Source organism: Pseudomonas sp. D2002 (assembly GCF_013385735.1).
Lineage (GTDB): Bacteria > Pseudomonadota > Gammaproteobacteria > Pseudomonadales > Pseudomonadaceae > Aquipseudomonas.
The window spans coordinates 82,621-104,595 of sequence record NZ_JACAPL010000007.1 but is presented as its reverse complement, the minus strand read 5'-3'; the positions used below and the strand labels follow the sequence as shown (position 1 = coordinate 104,595).

At 61.4% G+C, this 21,975-nt stretch carries 17 protein-coding genes; 2 read left to right on the top strand and 15 right to left on the bottom strand.

The genetic code is table 11. The features are described 5' to 3' along the window. Positions 1-21: 21 nt before the first annotated feature. The 12 genes from HX783_RS16210 to leuC form a co-directional block, all read right to left on the bottom strand. Positions 22-681 carry an SPOR domain-containing protein gene (locus HX783_RS16210; protein ID WP_177017530.1) on the bottom strand — a complete coding sequence of 220 codons (660 nt, stop codon included), beginning with the start codon at positions 679-681 and terminating at the stop codon, positions 22-24. Beyond that, the gene (gene folC / locus HX783_RS16205) at positions 665-1,972 is read right to left on the bottom strand and encodes a bifunctional tetrahydrofolate synthase/dihydrofolate synthase (protein ID WP_177017529.1); all 1,308 of its coding nucleotides are present in this window, start codon (positions 1,970-1,972) and stop codon (positions 665-667) included. The genes HX783_RS16210 and folC overlap by 17 nt, the downstream gene beginning before the upstream one ends. Continuing rightward, complete coding sequence (gene accD, locus HX783_RS16200; RefSeq protein WP_159958180.1) at positions 1,969-2,889, bottom strand: acetyl-CoA carboxylase, carboxyltransferase subunit beta; 921 nt, start codon at positions 2,887-2,889, stop codon at positions 1,969-1,971. The genes folC and accD overlap by 4 nt, the downstream gene beginning before the upstream one ends. Positions 2,890-3,134: 245 nt before the next feature. Next, on the bottom strand, positions 3,135-3,767 hold the full coding sequence (locus HX783_RS16195) for a phosphoribosylanthranilate isomerase (RefSeq protein ID WP_177017528.1): 633 nt from the start codon (positions 3,765-3,767) through the stop codon (positions 3,135-3,137). A 64-nt stretch (positions 3,768-3,831) separates the two neighbouring features. After that, positions 3,832-4,656, bottom strand: a complete 825-nt coding sequence (gene truA, locus HX783_RS16190) for a tRNA pseudouridine(38-40) synthase TruA (RefSeq protein ID WP_159961557.1) — start codon at positions 4,654-4,656, stop codon at positions 3,832-3,834. A gap of 145 nt (positions 4,657-4,801) precedes the next feature. Next, complete coding sequence (locus HX783_RS16185) at positions 4,802-7,369, bottom strand: FimV family protein (RefSeq protein WP_177017527.1); 2,568 nt, start codon at positions 7,367-7,369, stop codon at positions 4,802-4,804. A 161-nt stretch (positions 7,370-7,530) separates the two neighbouring features. Continuing rightward, positions 7,531-8,541: an aspartate-semialdehyde dehydrogenase gene (locus tag HX783_RS16180; RefSeq protein WP_177017526.1), complete on the bottom strand. Its 1,011-nt coding sequence runs from the start codon at positions 8,539-8,541 to the stop codon at positions 7,531-7,533. A gap of 251 nt (positions 8,542-8,792) precedes the next feature. Next, positions 8,793-9,905 (bottom strand): aspartate-semialdehyde dehydrogenase, encoded by a 1,113-nt coding sequence (asd, locus tag HX783_RS16175; protein ID WP_058412147.1) that lies wholly within the window; start codon positions 9,903-9,905, stop codon positions 8,793-8,795. A gap of 64 nt (positions 9,906-9,969) precedes the next feature. Then, complete coding sequence (gene leuB, locus HX783_RS16170) at positions 9,970-11,052, bottom strand: 3-isopropylmalate dehydrogenase (RefSeq protein ID WP_159958188.1); 1,083 nt, start codon at positions 11,050-11,052, stop codon at positions 9,970-9,972. 53 nt (positions 11,053-11,105) lie between these two features. Next, entirely contained in the window at positions 11,106-11,870 is a 765-nt protein-coding gene (locus HX783_RS16165) for a class I SAM-dependent methyltransferase (RefSeq protein WP_177017525.1), read from the bottom strand. Positions 11,871-12,017: 147 nt separating this feature from the next. Next, positions 12,018-12,662 carry a 3-isopropylmalate dehydratase small subunit gene (gene leuD, locus HX783_RS16160; protein ID WP_106576680.1) on the bottom strand — a complete coding sequence of 215 codons (645 nt, stop codon included), beginning with the start codon at positions 12,660-12,662 and terminating at the stop codon, positions 12,018-12,020. A 10-nt stretch (positions 12,663-12,672) separates the two neighbouring features. Then, on the bottom strand, positions 12,673-14,091 hold the full coding sequence (leuC, locus tag HX783_RS16155) for a 3-isopropylmalate dehydratase large subunit (RefSeq protein WP_177017524.1): 1,419 nt from the start codon (positions 14,089-14,091) through the stop codon (positions 12,673-12,675). A 147-nt stretch (positions 14,092-14,238) separates the two neighbouring features. Between leuC and HX783_RS16150 the strand changes: the two genes are divergently transcribed. Then, complete coding sequence (locus HX783_RS16150) at positions 14,239-15,129, top strand: LysR family transcriptional regulator (protein WP_177017523.1); 891 nt, start codon at positions 14,239-14,241, stop codon at positions 15,127-15,129. 66 nt (positions 15,130-15,195) lie between these two features. After that, entirely contained in the window at positions 15,196-18,474 is a 3,279-nt protein-coding gene (locus tag HX783_RS16145; RefSeq protein WP_177017522.1) for an EAL domain-containing protein, read from the top strand. A 3-nt stretch (positions 18,475-18,477) separates the two neighbouring features. Here HX783_RS16145 and HX783_RS16140 read toward each other — a convergent pair whose 3' ends face one another. The 3 genes from HX783_RS16140 to HX783_RS16130 all read right to left on the bottom strand — a co-directional run bounded on the left by HX783_RS16140 (position 18,478) and on the right by HX783_RS16130 (position 21,939). Then, entirely contained in the window at positions 18,478-19,125 is a 648-nt protein-coding gene (locus HX783_RS16140) for a hypothetical protein (RefSeq protein WP_177017521.1), read from the bottom strand. Between the two features lie 120 nt (positions 19,126-19,245). Beyond that, on the bottom strand, positions 19,246-20,214 hold the full coding sequence (locus HX783_RS16135) for a hypothetical protein (RefSeq protein WP_256347189.1): 969 nt from the start codon (positions 20,212-20,214) through the stop codon (positions 19,246-19,248). A gap of 87 nt (positions 20,215-20,301) precedes the next feature. Continuing rightward, positions 20,302-21,939: a hypothetical protein gene (locus tag HX783_RS16130; protein WP_177017520.1), complete on the bottom strand. Its 1,638-nt coding sequence runs from the start codon at positions 21,937-21,939 to the stop codon at positions 20,302-20,304. Positions 21,940-21,975 lie beyond the last annotated feature (36 nt).

The window sequence follows — 21,975 nt, the reverse complement described above, 5'->3', positions numbered from 1 at the left end:
CCAACCGGAGGCGGCAATTAGTCAACCGCGCTCAGGCTGGAAACGCACCACAAACCCATTCAGGTTCTGCTGGCGACCCAGCAAGTCCCGCAGGCGATCCGCCTCGGCGCGCTCGATCAGCGGCCCGATAAATACGCGGTTCTTGCCATCGGCACTGCGGATATAGGCGTTATAACCTTGAGTGCGCAGCTTTTTCTGCAAGGCTTCGGCGCTTTCGCGGTTAGCCAGGCTGGCAAGCTGGATCGACCAAGTGATCGGCAAGCCGTTCGGGTCGATGCGGCTCTGGCCCACGTCCGGCTTGCCTGGCGCAGCAGGCTGCGGCGCGACCGGCTTGGGCGCAGGCGCTGGCGCAGCAGGTTTGGCAGCCACAACTGGCGCAGCTGGAGCCGGCTTGACCACCGGAACACTCGGTTGCACGGGCTGAGTCGGCGCCTGTTGCTGGGCGACTGCCTCGTCGGCCGGCACTGGCTCTTGCGCCAACGCCTGCGGTTCAGGCACCACCACCGGCTCAACTTGAACCTGAGGCACCGTCGGCGCCTGGGGCGCAGCGGGCGCCTCGACGACTACCTGGCGCTGCTCGTCCTGGCGGGAAAACAGCATCGGCAGAAAAATAACCGCCAACGCCACCAACACCAGGGCTCCAACCATTCGCTGCTTGTATGCGCTATCCAGTAATGCCATGTGCAGCTTCCTCCGTGGAGCGCCGGGCCAACCACTCTAGCGCCTCGGCAACACAATAAAATGATCCGAACAACAGAATCTCGTCCTCGGCCGTGGCCACCGCACACTGGGCTTCAAGCGCGGCGGTGACGCTTGCATACGACGCCACCGACGCACCAAGGTTCTGCAAGGCCACTTCCAACTCGGCCGCCGGGCGGCTGCGCGGCGTGTCCAGCGGCGCAACGGCCCACGCTTGGACATCGCCGAGCAACGGCGCAACCACGCCGTCCAGGTCTTTATCGGCCAGCAGCCCGAACACCGCCAGGCGACGCCCGGCCGGAGGCGTACGCGACAGGCGTTGCGCCAGGTATTCGGCGGCGTGAGGGTTGTGCCCCACATCCAGCAGCAGGTTCAGGCGCTTGCCCTCCCACTCGAAGGTGCGACGATCCAGACGCCCCACCACCCGAGTCGCCAGCAAGGTGGCAGCAATCTGCTCGGCCTGCCAGGGCAGATCCAGCAACAGATAGGCTTGCAGCGCGAGCGCAGCGTTCTCCATCGGCAGGTTCAGCAGCGGCAGGTCACGCAATTCGACCATCTGGCCACGTGCATCATGCCCGCGCCATTGCCAATGCTGAGTGCCAATTTCGAGATTGAATTCACGACCACGCAGGAAAAACGCGCAATCCAGCTCACGCACTTTGTCGAGCAAGGGTTGCGGCGGGTCCAGGTCACCACACAGCGCAGGCTTGCCCTGGCGGAAGATCCCGGCCTTTTCATAGGCTACCGACTCACGGGTGTTGCCCAGATAGTCAGCGTGGTCAACGCCAATGCTGGTGACCAGCGCCATGTCGGCATCCACGACGTTGACCGTGTCCAGACGCCCACCCAGGCCGACTTCGAGGACGACCACGTCCAATTGCGCACGCTCGAACAACCAGAACGCCGCCAGGGTGCCCATCTCGAAATAAGTCAGGGAAATCTCGCCGCGCCCCACATCCAGGGCGGCGAAGGCTTCGCAGAGTTGCGCGTCAGTGGCTTCGACGCCATTGAGCTGCACCCGCTCGTTATAACGCAGCAGGTGCGGGGAATTGTAGACGCCCACTTTCAGCCCTTGGGCCTGCAGCAGCGCCGCGACAAAGGCACAGGTAGAGCCTTTGCCGTTGGTGCCGGTCACCGTGATCACTCGCGGCGCCGGCCGGCCCAACCCAAGGCGGGCCGCTACCTGTTGCGAGCGCTCCAGGCCCATGTCGATGGCTGACGGATGCAACTGCTCAAGGTAGGCGAGCCATTCGCCAAGGGTACGTTGGGTCATAGGTTTGCAGGCACCGGCGGCACGACGATCGGCTCGATTTTAGGCGCGACGTAAACAGGTGTCGGCAGGCCCATCATTTGCGCCAGCAGGCTACCCAGGCGTGGGCGCAGCTCGCCACGGGCGATGATCATGTCGATGGCACCGTGCTCCAGCAGGAACTCGCTGCGCTGGAAGCCTTCCGGCAGTTTTTCGCGCACGGTCTGCTCGATCACGCGTGGGCCGGCAAAGCCGATCAGGGCTTTTGGCTCGCCGACGATCACGTCACCCAGCATTGCCAGGCTGGCGGAAACGCCGCCGTAGACCGGGTCGGTCAGCACGGAGATGAACGGGATACCTTCTTCGCGCAGACGCGCCAGTACCGCGGAGGTCTTGGCCATTTGCATCAGGGAAATCAAGGCTTCCTGCATGCGCGCGCCACCGGAGGCGGCGAAGCAGATCATCGGGCAACGGTTTTCCAGGGCGTAGTTGGCGGCACGTACAAAACGCTCACCGACGATGGCGCCCATGGAGCCGCCCATGAAGGAGAACTCAAACGCCGACACCACCACTGGCATGCCCAGCAGCTTGCCGCTGACGGAAATCAGCGCGTCTTTCTCGCCGGTCTGCTTCTGCGCAGCGGTCAGGCGGTCCTTGTACTTCTTGCCGTCGCGGAACTTGAGACGGTCAACCGGCTCCAGGTCAGCGCCCAGCTCGGCGCGGCCATCGGCGTCAAGGAAGATGTCGATGCGGGCGCGGGCGCCGATACGCATGTGGTGGTTGCACTTGGGGCAAACGTCCAGGGTCTTTTCCAGCTCGGGGCGGTACAGCACCGCGTCGCAGGATGGGCACTTGTGCCACAGACCTTCAGGAACCGAGCTTTTCTTCACCTCGGAACGCATGATCGAAGGGATCAGTTTGTCTACTAACCAGTTGCTCATGCTTTCTTTCTCCAGTACCGGTGGCTTGAACACAGCCCCGCGTATGCCCTTGAGCTAAATTCATATGTGGCGATGACACAAGCTGGACGGGGTCAGACGTTCGACCGGCCATTTCCTGCCTGTATCCTCAGCCTTCCAGACAACCTGCCAGCGCAGGGTTGCCACTTCATTTCCGGGCCTCCCGCAGGCGGCGCCGGTGCTGTTTTACACAGTGGTAGTTACTGACGGCGGCAGACTGCCAGCCGTCACATCGCACCGCTGCTGTTGCGCACGGCCTGCATGAATGCGCGAATCTTGTGGTGATCCTTGATGCCCTTGCCCTGCTCCACCCCACCACTGACGTCCACGGCATAGGGCCTGACCTGCTCGATGGCCGCCCCGACATTCGTAGGGTTGAGCCCACCCGCCAGGATGATCGGCTTGCTCAGCCCCTCGGGAATCAACGACCAGTCAAACGCCTCGCCCGTGCCACCGGGAACGCCTTCGACATAGGTGTCCAGCAGAATCCCGCGAGCGCCGGTGTAGACCGCGCACGCGGCGGCGATGTCATCCCCGGCCTTGACGCGCAACGCCTTGATATACGGGCGTTGATAGCTTTCACATTCGTCAGGGCTTTCGTCACCGTGAAACTGCAGCATGTCGAGCTGTACGGCATCCAGGGTTTCGTTGAGCTCACAGCGGCTGGCGTTGACGAACAAGCCTACGGTGGTCACGAACGGCGGAAGCGCGGCGATGATTGCCCGTGCCTGCAGCACATTCACCGCCCGCGGGCTCTTGGCGTAGAACACGAAACCAATCGCATCCGCCCCCGCCTCGACTGCCGCCAGCGCGTCTTCTATGCGGGTAATCCCGCAAATCTTGCTGCGAACGGCTGGCATGTCGTAAAAACCTCAGGGGTTGAACCGAGAAAGTCCCGGATGGTAACAAAAGCTTTTCCGGGCGTCAGCCGCCAAGTTCGCTGAAACCTGTGAGGAAGTGTGGCCCGATGAAGCGATCCGGCAATTCGAACTCGTCGCGGTACTCCACATCCACCAGGTACAGGCCGAACGGATGCGCAGTAACGCCGCCGGTACGGCGAATGCGGCTTTCCAGCACTTCCCTGGCCCACTCCACCGGCCGTTCGCCGGTGCCGATGGTCATCAACACGCCAGCAATGTTGCGCACCATATGGTGCAGGAAGGCGCCGGCACGGATATCCAGCACGATCATTTTGCCGTGACGGGTCACCCGCAGGTGATGGACTTCCTTGATCGGCGACTTGGCCTGGCACTGGCCGGCACGGAAGGCACTGAAATCATGCACGCCGACCAAATGCTGCGCGGCCTCGGCCATGCGCTCGGCATCCAGTGGGCGGTGGTTCCAGGTGATTTCTTGATTAAGGTGCGCCGGTCGGATTTGATCGTTGTAGATCACGTAGCGGTAGCGACGGGCGATGGCCTTGAAGCGCGCATGAAAATGCGCGGGCATGACCTTGGCCCAGGTGACACTGACGTCATGGGGCAAATTGATATTGGCGCCCATCACCCAGGCTTTCATCGTGCGCTCGGCCTGAGTGTCAAAGTGCACTACCTGGCCACAGGCGTGCACACCGGCGTCGGTACGCCCGGCACACATCAGCGACACCGGCGAGTCGGCGACCTTCGACAGCGCGTTTTCGAGGGTTTCCTGCACTGTCAGCACGCCGGAAGCCTGGCGCTGCCAGCCACGGTAGCGCGAGCCTTTGTATTCCACGCCCAGGGCGATGCGGTTAAAGCCTGCGGCCGCCATTTCGGCGGCCGCGTTATCTATATTTGCCAAGAACTGAGAGCCCGATGAGTTGCGCAAAGGCGGCCATTATAAAGGCGGCAGCCGTAGGTGGGGCGCTTTTGTTGCAGAGCCGTATGCAGGGCCAATGTGGAGTTAGCATTAAGCCTCAGATTTTACCGAGCATTTCCTTGGCTTCGCCGCGCTGGGTTTCGTCGCCCTCGGTCAGCACTTCGGACAGGATGTCCCGCGCGCCGTCAGTATCACCCATGTCGATGTAGGCCTGGGCCAGGTCCAGCTTGGTAGCGACCTCATCGGTGCCGGAGAGGAAGTCGAATTCCGGTTCATCAGCGCCCAACGCTGCATCTTCAGCGGTGAAGGAAGGCTCGATCGGCGGATGTTCCAGGCTCTGGGACAAACGATCCAGCTCGGCATTGACGTCGTCCAGCTCGGAGGCGAAGGCGTCCGGCTTGGCCGACGCCGGCGCGGCCGGTTCTTCCGCCAGGGACAGGTCGAAGTCCTCCGGCAAGTCGAAATCATCCAGCGCGGCAGGCGTGAGGGTCGGCGGCTCAACCGGCGGCACGTCCTTCATCTGCTCTTCAAGGCCCGAGAGGAAGTCGTCGTCCGAGTGCGTGGAAGACGGCGCTTCCAACTGCAGGTCCAGATCGAAGTCCGACAGGTCATCCGGGCTGGCCTTGGCTTCGGTCTGGCGCTGAAGGACAGACTCAAAGCTCGGCTCATCTCCCGGACGAACCACGGCAGGCGAAGCTGCTTCCAGATCGTCCAGGCTCAGGTCGAAATCGGTATCGAAGGCATCGGGTTCCGCCACCGGCGCGGCCGGCTTGTCTTCCAGCAAGTCCTTGACGTATTGCGCGTCCAGCGCTGCAGCGGCGACAGCGGCACTGACGCCCGCCGCCAACACGGCCATGGCCGGGAAGCGGCCTTTGAGCTGCTCGACCTGGGCATGGTTTTCACCATTGGCTACCAGTTGACGCTCCTGGGAGACGAACCCGTCTTTGTCGCCTTGCAGGCCATACACTTCCATCAGTTTCAAACGCAGGTCGCTGCGCTTGGGCTCATGCTTGATCGCCTGCTGAAGGACGTCGGCCGCCTGGTTCAGGTGACCGCGATCAATATGGGATTGGGCTTGCGCCAGCGCATCGCTGGAATTCTGCGGGGCCACGGCAGCGGCCAGTGGCGACAGCACGGAAGCAACCGACGGCACCACGACCGGCTCAGCAACCGCAGCCGGGGCAGGTGCGGCCGCCAACTTGACGTTCGGCGGCGCCACTTCGAGGCCTTCGAAGCTGTCCGCTGGCAAGTCGTGATCAATGTTCGGCGAAAATTGCGGCTCTTCAGCCAGCGCCCGCGCCATCCGCAGGTGCTTTTCCTCTTCAAGGCGAGCATTGCGATGACGCGCCCACAGCAGCAGGAGCAGCAACACCAGCAAGCCGGCAGCCCCGCCGATCACGCCGAGGACAATCGGATTGGTCAGCAGATCGTTGAATTTACCTTCGGTGGTGCTGGCAGTCGCGGTCTCTGGCGTGACCGGCTCGGGCGCAGGCGCCACAACGGCAGCCGCCGCCGCGTCAGAGGCCGGCGCGGTGGTCGCAGGCTCACCTGCCAACTTTGCGGGCATTGCCGCCGTTGCCGGGCTTCCGTTCGCCGCCTGCAGTTTGGCCAGCTGATCGTTTTTCAGTTGAATCAGCTTCTGCAATTTATCCAACTGGCTTTGCAGGTCCGCCGCCCGGCTTTTCAGCTCAGCATTGTCGCGGCGCGTGGTATCCAATTCTTCCTGGGTCATCGCCAGCTTGTCGCTCAGCGCATTACTGTCACCGGCCTTGCCCTTCGCGCCTTTCTTGGCGGATTCGGCCGAGACCAGGCTCAAGTTGTCCTTGGTATTGGTGCTCGACGGCGCATCGCCAGCCTGGGTGCGCTTCGTTGCATCCAACTGCTGCTTGCCCGCGGCCTGATTATTCGCGGTGCGACGCCCCTCGCGCCAGGCGGTGTTTTGCGCCGTCACTTCGGCAATCGCCTCGGGCTGCGGCAAACTGGTGGCTTGCTGGCGATCCGGCAGACGCAGGACCTGGCCGGTTTTCAGGCGGTTGATATTGCCGTCGATAAACGCATCCGGGTTGAGCGCCTGGATAGCCAGCATGGTTTGCTGGACCGAAGCCCCGTTGCGATTCTTCGCGGCAATTTCCCACAAGGTATCGCGCGAGGTCGTGGTGTGTTGAGCAGGCTTGCCGACAGTGGGCGCAGCGTTGGCAGGCGCGTTTTTAGTCGGCGCACTCAAGCGCGGTGCCGGCGCGGCAGCAGTCGGCGCGGGTTGCTCGAACTTGGCCGGGTCGAGCAGCACGCTGTAGTCGCGCATCAGGCGACCATTGGGCCATTGCACCTGCAACAGGAAACGGACGTAGGAATCGGGCAGCGGCTTGCTGGACGTAACGCGCACCACACTGCGCCCGCTCGGGTTGACCACCGGGGTAAACGTCAGGTCATTGAGAAACGCCTGGCGATCCACGCCCGCGTCCACAAACGCCTGGTCAGACGCAAGGCTCGGGGTAATCTCGGAAGCCGTGAGGCCACCGACATCGAGCAATTCGATTTCCACCGACAACGGCTGGTTCAACTTCGACTTGAGGGTCATCTCCCCAAGCTGCAGCGCCTGCGCCATACCGGAGGACAGCGCCGAGGCGGCCGCTATTGCTAACACCAGTTTGCGAACTTGAACCATAGCCTCATCCTTTGTTTGAACACTCCCCGGCCTGCGAGAAGGTTGGTAACCGCTGCCATAAGGCATGGCGAGCCGATAGGTCACCGACGCGCTTCTGTTCCGCTGTTGGCCAAGCATAGCGCTTGGCTAGAATCAATCTACAAATTGGCGCCAAGTATCTTTTACGCAAGGCCTTTTATCAACAACTGCGCCAGTTGCACTGCGTTGAGTGCCGCGCCTTTGCGTACGTTATCTGACGTCAGCCACAGATTTAGTTCCGCCGGGTCGTCCACGCCCGCACGCACTCGGCCGACGTAGACTACATCCTGACCGACCGCATCCCCAACGGCCGTGGGGTAGTCGCCCTCCTCCACTAACTCGATACCCGGCGCTGCTTCAAGTGCGCGGTTGACCGCAACGAGGTCGACCGGCGCGCCCAACTGCAATGACACAGTCAGGCTATCGCCAAAAAACACCGGGGCTTGAACGCAGGTTGCGGAAATCTTTAGCAAAGGCTTTTCCAGCACTGCGCGCAGTTCGTGTACGAGACGTTTCTCCAAGGCTGTATGACCTTGGGCGTCTGGTGTGCCGACTTGTGCCAGCAAGTTGAAGGCCATTTGCCGATCAAAGAACTTGGGCTCCAGCGGGCGCACGTTTAACAACTCGGCAGTCTGCCGAGCCAGCTCGCTGACGGCCTCGCGGCCCTGGGCGGACACAGCCAGGTTGGCCGTAACGCTGACGCGCTGGATGTCCAGCAACCCGCGCAACGGCGCCAGGACCACCGCCAGGTTGGTCGCGGATGGGCTTGGACTGCCCAGCTGGAAAGGTTTTTTCAGCCCCTTGAGAATGTGCGCATTGGCTTCCGGCACCACTTGGGGTGCCTGATCGGCCGGCAAGGCGCCGGACAGGTCGATCACCGAGCAACCCGCCGCCGTGGCGCGCGGGGCGAAACTCAGGGTGACCGCCGGGCCGGCCGCGAAGAAGGCCAACTGGGCTTTTTTGAAGTCGAACTCATCGACTTCCTTAACCCGCACGTTCTTGCCGCGAAACGGCACTGAGGCGCCGGCCGAGTTACTGCCCGCCAGCAGGTACAGGGTGCCGACCGGGAAATCCAGCTCTTCGAGAATCTGCACCAGGGTTTCACCCACGGTGCCGGTGGCGCCGATCACGGCGATTTCAAAGGTCTGGGTCATGGTGGCTGCCTCGGGCATTGCGGGGGGAGCGGCACTTTACCGGGTGGCTGGGGGTGAGGCAATTAACCTGGGGATCGCTGATCGTTCCCACGCTCTGCGTGGGAACGCAGCCAGGGACGCTCCGCGTCCAAAAAGCGGACGCAGAGCGTCCAGCGAGGCATTCCCACGCAGAGCGCGGGAACGATCATAAGCGCGCAACAAAAAACCCGCGCCTGTCACCAGTCGCGGGTTTTTCGTACAGCGCTAAGCGATTAACGCTCCAGCAGAATCCGCAGCATGCGACGCAGCGGTTCAGCTGCGCCCCACAGCAGTTGGTCGCCAACGGTGAACGCGCCCAGGTACTGAGTACCCATGTTCAGCTTGCGCAAGCGGCCGACCGGCACATTCAGGGTGCCGGTGACCTTGGTCGGGCTCAGCTCCTGCATGCTGATATCACGGTTGTTCGGCACCAGCTTGACCCATGGGTTGTGCTGGCTGATCAGCCCTTCGATATCGGCGATCGGCACGTCTTTGTTCAGCTTGATGGTCAGCGCCTGGCTGTGGCAACGCATGGCGCCGATACGCACGCAGATACCGTCCACCGGAATCGGGTTCTTGAAACGACCCAGAATCTTGTTGGTTTCGGCCTGGGCCTTCCACTCTTCGCGGCTCTGACCGTTCGGCAGCTCTTTGTCGATCCACGGGATCAGGCTACCGGCCAATGGCACGCCGAAGTTCTCGGTCGGGTAGGCATCGCTGCGCATGGCTTCGGCCACACGGCGGTCGATGTCGAGGATCGCGCTGGCCGGGTCGGCCAGTTGATCGGCAACAGCGGCGTGAGTCGCGCCCATCTGCTTGATCAGTTCACGCATGTTCTGCGCGCCGGCACCGGAAGCCGCCTGATAAGTCATGGCGCTCATCCACTCGACCAGGCCGGCTTCGAACAAGCCGCCCAGGCCCATCAGCATCAGGCTGACGGTGCAGTTGCCGCCCACGTAGTTCTTGGTGCCAGCATCCAGCTGCTGGTCGATGACCTTGCGGTTCACCGGGTCGAGGATGATCACCGCGTCGTCCTGCATGCGCAGGCTCGAGGCGGCGTCGATCCAGTAACCCTGCCAGCCGGCTTCGCGCAGCTTGGGGAAGACTTCGCTGGTGTAGTCGCCACCCTGGCAGGTCAGAATCACATCGAGGGTTTTCAACTCTTCAATGCTGTAGGCGTCCTTGAGCGGGGCAATATCCTTGCCCACGGACGGCCCTTGGCCACCTACGTTCGAAGTGGTGAAAAACACCGGCTCAATAAGATCGAAATCCTGCTCTTCCAGCATCCGCTGCATGAGCACGGAACCGACCATACCGCGCCAACCGATCAGACCTACACGTTTCATCGCAACTACACCTTGTTAAAAAGTGGGCCGCCTTGCAGCAACAACTGCAAGCGGGCCCGAGAGATTACAGATTCCGCAGCGCGGCGACTACTGCGTCGCCCATTTCTTGCGTGCCGATTCGGGTACAACCCTGTGACCAAATGTCACCGGTGCGCAAACCTTGATCCAGCACCAGGCTCACGGCCTTCTCGATGGCATCGGCGGCTTCGCTCAGGTTGAAGCTGTAACGCAGCATCATCGACACCGACAAAATCGTCGCCAACGGGTTGGCAATGCCCTGCCCTGCGATGTCCGGCGCCGAACCGTGGCACGGCTCGTACATGCCTTTGTTGTTGGTGTCCAACGACGCCGACGGCAGCATGCCGATGGAACCGGTGAGCATCGACGCCTGGTCGGAGAGGATGTCGCCGAACAGGTTGTCGGTAACGATCACATCGAACTGCTTGGGTGCGCGCACCAACTGCATGGCGGCGTTGTCGACGTACATGTGGCTCAGCTCGACATCCGGGTAGTCCTTGGCCACTTCTTCAACGATTTCGCGCCACAGTTGGCTGGAGGCCAATACGTTGGCTTTATCCACCGAGCAGACTTTTTTGCCACGCACACGGGCCATGTCGAAACCGACACGGGCGATACGGCGGATTTCGCTCTCGCTGTACGGCAGGGTGTCGTAGGCCTGACGCTCACCATTCTCCAATTCACGCACGCCGCGTGGCGAGCCGAAATAGATACCGCCGGTCAGTTCACGCACGATCAGGATGTCCAGGCCCGCGACCACTTCCGGCTTGAGGCTCGACGCATCGGCCAGTTGCGGGTAGAGGATGGCCGGGCGCAGGTTGCCGAACAGGCCCAGTTGCGCGCGGATTTTCAGCAGGCCGCGCTCAGGGCGGATGTCGCGTTCGATCTTGTCCCACTTCGGGCCACCCACGGCGCCAAGCAGCACGGCATCGGCCGCACGGGCGCGGTCGAGGGTTTCGTCAGCCAGCGGCACGCCGTGTTTGTCGATGGCGGCGCCGCCGATCACGTCGTGGCTCAATTCGAAGCCCAGGCTGTACTTGGTGTTGGCCAGTTCCAGGACTTTGACCGCTTCGGCCATGATTTCCGGACCAATACCGTCGCCAGGGAGAATCAGAATCTGCTTGCTCATGCGTTCCTCATTTCATCAAGCGACCTGCCCGTGGGCAGGTCGGGAAAAGTTAATCAGCGTTCGGCAAACACCACCAGCACGTCAGTGCTGAAGGTGCCGTCGGCTTGAATCTCGTAATAATCGCGTACTTCCTGGCCCATCGCCCTTTGCAGCTCGAGGATGGCAGCGCGCAATACTTCTGGCGTGCGCATGCGCTCGACCCAGGAGGTGTATTCCAGGCGCAGGCGCTGACGACTGCTGTTGCGCACGTGCAAACCGGATTCGCTGAGCTGCTGCATCCACTCGGCGGCGTCGTAATCGCGCACGTGGCTGGTGTCGCGCAGCACTTCGACGGTTTGCAGGTAAGTGTCCAACAGCGGGCTGCCCGGTGACAACACATCCACAAATGCCGCCACGCCGCCCGGTTTGAGCACGCGGCGCACTTCGCGCAGGGCCACACCCAGGTCGCTCCAGTGGTGAGCCGAGTAACGGCTGAACACGAAGTCGAACTCGCCATCGGCGAACGGCAGGCGTTCGGCGGCGCCGTTTACGGTGCGAATGTTGTTCAGGCCACGCTCCACCGCAGCGGCGGCGACCACGTCGAGCATCTGCTGGGACAGGTCGTAAGCCACCACTTCGTTAACCAGCGGCGCAACCTGGAAACTCACATGCCCGGCACCGCAGCCCAAATCCAGCAGCCGTGCCGCGCCCTGCCCGGCCAGTTCGGCCTGGAGCAGCGCAAATTCGGTGCCCTGGGCGTGCACGGCACTGCTCAGGTAGGCCGAGGCTTGCTCGCCGAATTGTTTTTGCACGACTTGGGTGTGGGCGGTGTTGGTCATGGTGAGCTTCCTTGAGACTTTTGTTGTTTGTACTGCCGTCTTCGCGAGCAAGCCCGCTCCCACATTCGACCGAGTTTCTTCAGTTGAAATGCAATCAAATGTGGGAGCGGGCTTGCTCGCGAAGGGGCCAGTCCGGTCTACATAGAATCAGGCATCGCGAAACAACCAGGGCTGGCTGGCCCGGTGCTTGGTTTCAAACGCGGCAATCGCATCGCCGTCCTGCAAGGTCAGGCCGATGTCGTCCAGGCCGTTGATCAGGCAATGCTTACGGAACGCATCGACTTCAAAGTGATAGACCTTGCCATCCGGACGGGTCACGGTTTGCGCAGCCAGGTCGACGGTCAGCTGGTAGCCGACATTGGCTTCCACTTGCTTGAACAACTCGTCCACTTCGGCATCGCTCAAGATGATCGGCAGCAAGCCGTTCTTGAAGCTGTTGTTGAAGAAGATGTCGGCGTAGCTCGGCGCGATGATGCTGCGAAAGCCATATTCTTCCAGGGCCCACGGCGCGTGTTCACGGCTGGAGCCGCAACCGAAGTTTTCCCGCGCCAGCAGCACGCTGGCGCCTTGGTAACGCTCGGCGTTGAGCACGAAATCCTTGTTCAGCGGGCGCTTGGAGTTGTCCTGGTAGGCGTAGCCCACGTCCAGGTAGCGCCACTCGTCGAACAGGTTAGGGCCAAAGCCGGTGCGCTTGATCGACTTCAAGAACTGCTTGGGGATGATCTGGTCGGTGTCGACGTTGGCACGGTCCAAAGGGGCGACAAGGCCAGTGTGTTGAGTAAAAGCACGCATCGGGTATTCCTCAGATCAATTCGCGAACGTCGATGAAACGACCGTTGACGGCAGCCGCAGCGGCCATGGCCGGGCTGACCAGGTGAGTACGCCCGCCGGCGCCCTGACGCCCTTCGAAGTTACGGTTGGAGGTGGACGCGCAATGCTCGCCCGACTCCAAACGGTCCGGGTTCATCGCCAGGCACATGGAGCAGCCCGGCTCGCGCCATTCAAAACCGGCTTCGAGGAAGATCTTGTCCAGGCCCTCGGCCTCGGCTTGCGCTTTGACCAGGCCCGAGCCCGGCACCACGATGGCCTGCTTGATGGTCGAGGCGACTTTGCGGCCCTTGGCAATTACCGCCGCCGCGCGCAGGTCTTCGATCCGCGAGTTGGTGCAGGAACCGATAAACACGCGATCCAACTGGATGTCGGTAATCGCCTGGTTGGCTTTCAAGCCCATGTACTTCAAGGCGCGTTCGATGGAGCCACGCTTGACCAGGTCGGCTTCTTTAGCCGGGTCGGGCACGTTCTGGTCGACGGCCAGGACCATCTCCGGCGAAGTGCCCCAGCTGACTTGCGGCTTGATCTGCGCAGCGTCGAGTTCGACCACGGTGTCGAACACCGCGTCGGCGTCGGAGACCAGGTCTTTCCAGGCTTCGACCGCAGCGTCCCAATCGGCGCCTTGCGGGGCGAATGGGCGACCCTTGACGTATTCAACGGTTTTTTCGTCCGCCGCCACCATGCCCACGCGGGCACCGGCTTCGATGGACATGTTGCAGATGGTCATGCGGCCTTCGATGGACAGGTCGCGAATCGCGCTGCCGGCGAACTCAATGGCGTGGCCGTTACCGCCGGCGGTGCCGATCTTGCCGATTACGGCGAGCACGATGTCTTTGGCGGTTACGCCGAAGGGCAACTTGCCTTCGACCAACACCAACATGTTCTTCATCTTTTTCGCGACCAGGCACTGGGTGGCGAACACATGTTCGACCTCGGAGGTGCCGATGCCATGGGCCAAGGCGCCGAACGCACCGTGGGTGGAGGTGTGGGAGTCGCCGCAGACCACGGTCATGCCCGGCAAGGTGGCGCCCTGCTCCGGGCCGATCACGTGGACGATGCCTTGACGCACGTCATTCATCTTGAATTCGGTGATGCCATATTCGTCGCAATAGTCGTCGAGGGTTTGCACCTGCAAACGCGAGACCTGGTCGGCAATGGCTTCGATGCCGCCCTTGCGCTCAGGCGTGGTCGGCACGTTGTGGTCCGGGGTGGCGATGATCGAGTCGACGCGCCAAGGCTTGCGCCCGGCCAACCGCAGGCCTTCGAACGCTTGGGGCGAGGTCACTTCATGGATGATGTGACGATCGATATAGATCAGCGACGAGCCATCATCGCGCCGTTTCACTTCATGGGAATCCCAAAGCTTGTCGTAAAGCGTTTTGCCGGCCATCAGTCGGTCCTCATCATCGGTGTTTCTATGCCCCGGGCCTTGAGACATTCAATAACCCTTTGGCTTGTGAGGCTGATGGTATGGCGCTACATTAAATAACTCAAATTCATATTTTTTATGCTTTGGATTACCAACTGGAATACCACAATGGACTTGGCCAACCTCAATGCCTTTATTGCCATCGCCGAGACCGGCAGCTTCTCCGGCGCCGGTGAACGCCTGCACCTGACACAACCGGCCATCAGCAAACGCATTGCCGGGCTGGAACAGCAATTAAAGGTGCGTTTGTTTGATCGCCTGGGCCGTGAAGTCGGCTTGACCGAGGCTGGGCGCGCGCTGTTGCCGCGCGCGTATCAGATTCTGAATGTGTTGGACGACACCCGCCGCGCGCTCACCAACCTGACCGGCGAAGTCAGCGGCCGCCTGACATTGGCCACCAGCCACCATATCGGCCTGCACCGCCTGCCGCCGATCCTGCGCACCTTTACCCGTGAGTATCCCGATGTGGCGCTGGATATTCGGTTCCTCGATTCCGAAGTGGCCTACGAAGAAATCCTCCATGGCCGCGCCGAGGTCGCCGTCATCACCCTGGCGCCCGACCCGCACAATTTGGTGCGTGCCACACCGGTGTGGGATGACCCGCTGGATTTCGTGGTTGCCCCCGAGCACAGCCTGACCGGCAACGGCACCGTCAACCTGGCCGATATTGCCAGGCACCCGGCGGTGTTTCCGGGTGGCAACACCTTTACACACCATATCGTCAGCCGGCTGTTCGAAGCCCAGGGCCTGACGCCGAACATCGCGATGAGCACTAACTATCTGGAAACTATCAAGATGATGGTCTCCATCGGCCTGGCGTGGAGCGTCTTGCCGCGCACCATGCTCGATGATCAGGTGGCAAGTATCGCTTTGCCGGGCATACAGCTCAGTCGCCAGCTAGGCTATATCGTGCACACCGAAAGGACGCTGTCGAACGCTGCGCGGGCTTTTATGAGCCTATTGGATGCACAGGTCGATCTGCCAGGGATACCGGCGTGAAGCTGTGCGGCCTCAAGGTCTGAGTAAACCCGCGCCGAACGCCCATTGAGCCAAGGCCCTTTGATAATGCGCAACCCCGTCGATTCAGTGCCACCCCTGCCCCGCATTTACGCCCTGGACCCCCAAGAGGCGGAACAAAGCTGGGACAGCGCCCCGCAGTTGCTGGCAGCCCTCAATGCTGCCCGCCTGGGCGCGTGGTGCTGGGAAATCGACACCGGCAGGATAAGCTGGTCACGGGGCACCCAGGCGCTGTTCGGCTTCGATCCCCGCCACCCTTTGCCCAAAGACCTGGATTACCTGGACCTGCTGGCACCGTCGGATCGCGCGCGGGTGGTACGGGCCTTTCACGCGGTGCTGGCAGGCGAGCCGTTCGAGCAGGCCATGCACCACCACATCCAGTGGCCGGACGGCTCTCACCACTGGCTGGAAATCAACGGCAGCCTGGCACCGGACAAGACCGGCCGGCGCCGCATGATCGGGGTGATTCGCGAAACCACGCGCCAACGCGAGCGCGAGCGCGCCCTCAGCCACTCGGAAAAACGCTTCGCCACGCTGTTCCACCTGTGCCCCAATATGGTCCTGCTGACCCGTCAATCCGACGGCCGGATCAGCGAAGCCAACCAGTATTTCGAGATGCTCTTCGGCTGGCCGGTGGCTGACGTCATCGGCCGCACCACCCTCGACCTCGGCCTGTGGCGCCACCCGGAGCAACGCGCGCTGCTGGTCAAGGCCACGCAGCGCAAGGGTGAACCGATCAGCATGGAGGTGCAGTTTTGCGCGAGCAATGGCCAGATTCACGATGGCACCCTCAGCGCCCAGAAGGTCGAGCTGGAAGGCGAGGCCTACTTGGTCAGCACGTTTCTGGACACCACCGAACGCAAAAATGCCGAACAAGCCTTGAAAGACAGCCAGGAGCGCCTCGACCTCGCCCTGGACTCGGCGCAGCTGGGCACCTGGGACTGGCATATACCCACCGGCATGCTCTACGGCTCGGCGCGTGCCGCCCAACTGCACGGCCTGCCGCCCGAGCCATTCCACGAATCCTTCGATGCGTTTTTTGAAGGCATGTCCGATGACGACCGCGAGGGCATGCGCAACGCCTATCGCAGCCTGCGCGAAGGCCCCGAGGGCAACTATCAGTTGACCTACCGCGTGCTGGCCGAAGACGGCAGCCCGCGGTTTCTGGAAAGCCGTGCACGCCTGTATCGCGACGATGCCGGCAAACCACTGCGCATGGCCGGCACCCTGCTGGACATCACCGACCAGGTGGAACGCGAACAGCGGCTGATCGCCTCTGAAGAAAAGTTTGCCAGCCTGTTCCAGGCCAGCCCCGATCCGATTTGCGTCACGTGCCTGGAAAACGGTGCGTTTATCGAAATCAACCCGGCCTTTACCCAGACCTTTGGCTGGACCGCCGCCGAAGTGATCAATAGAAGCGCGGAGCAGATCGGCCTGTGGGATGACTCGAGCAAGCGCCTGCAGCGGATCGAACAAGTGATTCGCGAGCAGGCCCTGAGCAATGTGGCCATCGTGGTGCATCACAAAACGGGCCAAAGCCTGACCTGCGTGATCTCCAGCCGCCTGATCAAAGTCGGCGACCAACCGTGCATCGTCACCACCTTGCGCGATATCACTCAGCAGCAACGTTCGGAAGCGGCGCTCAAGGCCAGTGAAGAGAAGTTCGCCAAAGCCTTCCATTCCAGCCCCGACGCGATCTCCATCACCGAGCGCGACACCGGCCGCTATGTCGAGGTTAATGACGGCTTTTGCCGCCTGACCGGTTACCGCGCCGAAGAGGCGATTGGCCTGACGCTGTACCAGATCGGCATCTGGGCCGATGAGAACCAGCGCGCCGCCTTGTTGGCCGAGCTGCAGATCAAGGGCCGCATTCACCACCTGGAAATGCTCTGGCACAACAAACGCGGTGAAGTGTTGGCCGTGGAGGTCTCGGTAGAACCCATCACCCTGAATGAAACCCCGTGCCTGCTGCTGACCGCGCGGGACGTGAGCCTGTTGAAAAATGCCCAGGCGCAGATTCGCCACCTGGCCTATCACGACCCGCTGACCAACCTGCCCAACCGCGCCTTGCTGATGGACCGCCTGAGCCAGCAGATCGCCCTGCTCAAACGCCATAACCTGCGCGGCGCCTTGCTGTTTCTGGACCTCGACCACTTCAAGCACATCAACGACTCCCTCGGCCACCCGGTCGGCGACACGGTGCTGAAAATCGTCACGGCGCGGCTGGAAGCCAGCGTGCGCATGGAGGATACCGTCGCGCGCCTGGGCGGCGATGAGTTTGTGGTGTTGCTCAGCGGCCTGGACGGAACGCGCGCGCAAGTCAGCGCCCAAGTGCAGGAGTTGGCCGATACCTTGCGCGAATTGCTCTCGGAGCCGATGTTCCTCGACGGCCACCGCCTGCAGGTCACGCCGAGCATTGGCGTGGCGCTGATTCCGGACCATGGCTCCACACCGGCGGACCTGCTCAAGCGCGCCGACATTGCGCTGTACAGGGCCAAGGACTCGGGCCGCAACACCACGCAGATGTTTCACAACAGCATGCAGAAAACCGCCAGCGAACGCCTGCGCATGGAGACCGACCTGCGCCTGGCGCTGTCACGCGGTGAGTTCAGCGTGCATTACCAACCCCAGGTGGACGCGCGTGGCAATCGCATCATCGGCGCCGAAGCCCTGGTGCGCTGGCAGCATCCGCAACTGGGCGCGCAGTCGCCCACCGAATTTATCAAGGTGCTGGAGGACAGCGGCCTGATCCTGGAAGTCGGTACCTGGATTCTCGACGAAGCCTGCGGCGCCTTCGCGAAATTGATTGCCGAGGGGCTGGTGGACCCGCTGAATTTCAGCCTGTGTGTGAATATCAGCCCCCGGCAGTTTCGTCAGAATGACTTTGTTGAACGGGTGGAACGCAGCCTTGCCCAGCACAAACTGCCCTACGGCCTGCTGAAACTGGAAATCACCGAAGGCATCGTGATCCAGAACCTGGACGACACCGTGGCGAAGATGCGCCGCCTGAAAAAAATCGGCGTGAGCTTTGCCATGGACGACTTCGGCACCGGCTATTCATCACTGACCTACCTCAAGCGCCTGCCGGTGGATGCGCTGAAGATCGACCAATCCTTTGTACGCGACGCCACCCATGACCCCAACGATGCCGAAATCATTCGCGCCATTGTGGCCATGGCCCGCAGCTTGAACCTGGAAGTGATCGCCGAGGGCGTGGAAACCCCAGAGCAACTGGCATTCCTGCAAAAGCTGGGCTGCCATTTGTTCCAGGGGTATTTGCACAGCCGGCCACTGCCGATCGAGGGGTTCAGGCGGTTGCTGGAGTAACCGTCATACGAGCGTCGATGCCCGAAACCCGGCATTCATCCATCGCGATGACGCCACGTCGTGCTTTTGCCCGGCGGACTCGGGCGCCCCATCGATCACTGCGGCCGCATACTCGTTGTCCGCCTGGGTGCCGAGCGCGGCCCTCAGCTCGTCGACGGTGCTTTCACGCATGCAGCCAATCAACCCCAGCCGCCGAAGCGCTTCACCTGGGTGCTCGCTTTCATCGAGGGTGCGCAAGGCCGCCGCAAAACGCTCGCCGGCACCGGCGTCGTTGCTTTCCATCTGCGCGCGCTTGGCACTGACTGCGTACAAGAAGTTGGCGTAATTGAGCAACTGCGTATGACTGCCGTAGAACTTCGATGCCTCGTACGCCTGACGCATTTCATCATGGGTCACCTGCAGCGTGAAGGCATCCCTCATGATCACCTCAAAGCCGTCGCGGGCGACCTGAACCCGCCTGAAGATCCCCTGGGGGTCCTGCCAGAACCGGATGATGGCTGCCTTGATCGTCGACACCGTGCCGCAATGGCCTTCCACCTTTTGATAAATGCCACTCCAGATCTGCTCAGGCGTCATGCCGCCAACAGCATCGAGTTGATTGCCCTGCTTTTTCGCCGGCGAACCTTGAGGATCATCTGCCGAGATATTCATTCACTGATTTCCTGATACTTATCGAAGTAATAACCTGCAAAAAACAGCCTGGGGCAACGCTGCGGTGGATTGAGTCGCGCCCTGACTGATCGCCTATGGCCGAGCCGAGCCCATCAACACCTAAACAAGTGCTATGGCGTCGCCCCAAGTGGGCGCCGCCCCCGGGCGCCCCCACTTTTCTTCGCGGCCATGAATGACCGCCACCGAATGCCCGCCCCGATTGCATATGCCCACTTGCCCACGGGCGAGGTCCCTTGGAGAGACCGTGCGCATGTACTGACGCAACCCCAGCCGCAAAAGAGCCTCGCCCGGTCCGTGCTCATCCTCGCCATCGTTCAGGCTAAGGATTGCCGCCTGATAGCAGCACCCTGCCGAATCATCGTTGTCTTCCATTTGTGCGCGCTTGGCACTGACGGCAAAGAGAAATTGCGCGTCCTTGAGCATCCCCTCGTCCCGCCCTTTGAACTGGGCGCCTTGTGCACCTTGGGCCAGCTCTCGATCAGTCAGGCTGAGTTCAAAACCATCGCGCATGACTACGCGATAACCGTCGTAAAGCCTGGTCACCTGTTGGTATATATCCGTGGGGCTTTGACCGCAGTGCTGCATCGCCACCTTGATGGCCGATACCGTCACGCAGTTGCCGTCCGGGCCCTGGCGGAATCCGCTCCAGATATTGTCCGGCTTTGCACCGCCGCGTTTGCTTGAACGGCCTGGAATGAAGGCTGCCGGGTTTGGCCTGGGCACTCGAGCTTGATGCATTACCGATTCGGGCACGCCCTGCTCAGTAATCGGCGGCGCAGGCGTGGGTATCACCGCAATTGTTTTATCTTTCCCGCCCGAGGCGAAACGTGTTAACCGAGTCAGAAATGAAGTAAACAGTCCCGTCAACGGACTAATAGTTTCACCGGCGTCTTTCATAAAAACCTTATTCTCAAACGCGCGATAGGAGGGAACACGACGCTGCGCTGCCTCTTCACTAAAAGCCTTTAATGGTTTTATTAGTGTGCGAGTGGGGCGAAATGAATCGGCACTTCTTTCCCGACCTATATCGTTGACATGGGCAATATTTCTAATTGAAAAGTTAAACATAGAATCCCCCCATGGGCAGGCACCGCTTCGCGGTTATATAGCCGAAGAAGTGCCTGCACGCTAAGTTTTCAAATCACGGAAGGGTTATCAGGACCTGGCCATTGACCTGGCGTTGAACGGCCTATTTCTTGTATTAACAGCGTCCTGATCGGGGGCTGGGCTGGTCAATCCCGGGGTCTTGGTATCAGAGGGCTTTGGCGTTGGCTTGGCCTCTGGATGCTTGCCCGACTTGATCTCATGTTCGTGACCTGGCGTGACAGGAGGCTGCTTTTCCTGACTCACCTCAGGCCGCTTGCCCGGCTTGACCTCATGGTCGTGGCCCGGCGTGACAGGAGGCTGCTTTTCCTGACTCACCTCAAGCCGCTTGCCAGGCTTGACCTCATGGTCGTGGCCCGGCGTGACGTGGGGCTGCTTTTCCTGGCTCACCTCAGGCCGCTTGCCAGGCTTGACCTCATGTTCGTGACCCGGAGTGACGTGGGGCTGCTTTTCCTGGCTCACCTCAGGCCGCTTGCCCGGCTTGATCTCATGGTCGTGACCTGGCGTGACCTCAGGATGTTTATCCAGCCTTACCGCAGGCCGCTTGCCAGGCTTGACCTCATGCTCATGACCTGGCCTGACCTCAGGCTGCATATCCAGCCTTACCGCAGGTTGCTCGCGCGGCCTGACCGCATGCTCGTGACCTGGCGTGATCTCATGCTGTCGCTTTTTAGCCGGCATCGGCAAGAGGTCTGGCGTCTGCCTCATCCTTGTCCAATTATCCGAGGAAACACGCTCATCCGGACAGTGGCAATGAGCGACGTTCACGTTCACATGCACAGTTGCATTGGAGTCATTGTTTACGCTGACATCAGGTTGACTTACGGGCGGGTATGCCACCGTCAAGCGCTGCATGCGTGCATCCGGCGTCACCACCGAATGGCTACTTGTCTGCGTGCCTGGCAACCCGTCTTCGTCCCGCGATTTTGGCGTCTTGCCCAGGTCAGGCTTCACCGGTAGCCCCGCTTCGGCTGGCAAGTTCTGCTGCTTAACTGCCTCAAGTTTCCCCAGCAGCTGGTCCACGCCGGGAAAATTCGGCTGCTTGCCCAAGTCGGTTTTCTCAGGCAACCCCGCTTCGGCTGGCAAGTTCTGCTGCTTAACTGCCTCGAGTTTCCCCTGCAACCGGCCCGCGCCCGGAAAATTCGGCTGCTTGCCCAGGTCGGCTTTCTCAGGCAACCCCGCTTCGGCTGGCAAGTTCTGCTGCTTAACGGCCTCAAGTTTTCCCTGCAGCCGGCCCGCGCCCGGAAAATTCGGCTGCTTGCCCAACTCAGGTTTCTCAGGCAACCCCGCTTCGGCCGGCAAGCTCGGCTGCTTAGCTGCGCCCGGCAACTTCGGCTGCTCACTGGCATCGGATTTCCCCGTCGAACTCGGCAAAGCCGGTTTTCCGTCAAGCAATTTGGCTGAGTCGGATAATGCCGAAGGCACCAAATCTCTCCCAGCCAGCATTTCACGCAGGACGCTGAAGACCTGCTCAAGCATCTCAAACAACTTGTTGAGCGCAGCGCCAGGAATCATGGCGCCATTGGATGAGAACTGGGTGTTGTCAAGGCGCGCGGGCAGGTTGCTGGTACTCGCACTTGTGACGTGGGTGTTCGACGTTTCACCGGGCTTGGTTGCCAAGTCCAGGAGTCGATCAAGGGTGGACGCATCAACTTTCGCAACCGACGGATTATTAACCGATAGAGACATGGGTAGTTCCTTATTCAACAGAGCCTGACCGCATTA